This is a genomic window from Rhizobacter sp. P2_H2, from assembly GCF_056403375.1.
This window is the reverse complement of the sequence record NZ_JBFUFP010001474.1, coordinates 1-1,040: the sequence shown is the minus strand read 5'-3', so window position 1 is coordinate 1,040 and position 1,040 is coordinate 1. Positions and strand designations below refer to the sequence as shown.

2 protein-coding genes are annotated in these 1,040 nt (G+C 62.3%); both read right to left on the bottom strand.

Annotated elements, in window-relative coordinates:
- On the bottom strand, positions 1 to 152 hold a 152-nt coding region (locus AC1D15_RS34030), incomplete at its 3' end, for a GTP-binding protein (RefSeq protein ID WP_477829545.1).
- 127 nt (positions 153 to 279) lie between these two features.
- The coding region (locus AC1D15_RS34025) for a translation factor GTPase family protein (protein WP_477829544.1) at positions 280 to 1,040 on the bottom strand (761 nt) is incomplete at its 5' end.

Genomic DNA, 1,040 nt, shown 5'->3' with positions numbered 1-1,040 from the left:
TCGATCTGGTCGTACGCCTTCGCTTCACCACCGAACTTCGCCGACAGCACCGTCGTGATCGCCGCCGTCAGCGTCGTCTTGCCATGGTCCACGTGACCGATCGTCCCAACGTTCACGTGCGGCTTGGTCCGCTCGAATTTGCCTTTTGCCATTTCAGATTCTCCGTATCAAAGAGCACTTCCAGTGCTGGGTTTAAGGTCTCCGCCGCCCACTGGTTTCGCGCGCCACTGGCATCGCGCGAAGCAGACGACGAAGACCGGCTTCGTCTAACTGACTGAATTACTTGCCGCGTGCGGTGATGATCGCGTCGGCCACGTTCTTCGGAGCTTCGGCGTAGTGCTTGAACTCCATCGTGTACGTGGCACGGCCTTGCGACATCGAGCGCAGCGTGGTCGAGTAGCCGAACATTTCCGACAGCGGAACCTCGGCCTTGATGACCTTGCCGCCGCCAGGCATGTCGTCCATGCCCTGCACCATGCCACGGCGGGATGACAGGTCACCCATCACGTTGCCGGCGTAGTCTTCCGGGGTCTCGACTTCCACGGCCATYATCGGCTCGAGGATGACCGGGCTGGCCTTGCGGCAGCCGTCCTTGAAGCCCAGCGACGCGGCCATCTTGAACGCGTTTTCGTTCGAGTCGACCTCGTGGTACGAACCGAAGATCAGCGTGACCTTCACGTCGACCACCGGGAAGCCGGCCAGCACGCCGTTCGGCAGCGAGTCTTCGACGCCCTTCTTCACCGCGGGGATGAATTCGCGCGGCACGACACCGCCCTTGATGGCGTCGACGAACTCGAAGCCCTTGCCCGGCTCCTGCGGCTCGATGTTCAGCACGACGTGGCCGTACTGGCCCTTGCCGCCCGACTGGCGAACGAACTTGCCTTCGACATCGGTCGCCGACTTGCGGATCGTTTCGCGGTAGGCCACCTGCGGCTTGCCGACGTTGGCTTCCACGCCGAACTCGCGCTTCATGCGGTCGACGATGATTTCCAGGTGCAACTCGCCCATGCCGGAAATGATGGTCTGGCCCGACTCTTCGT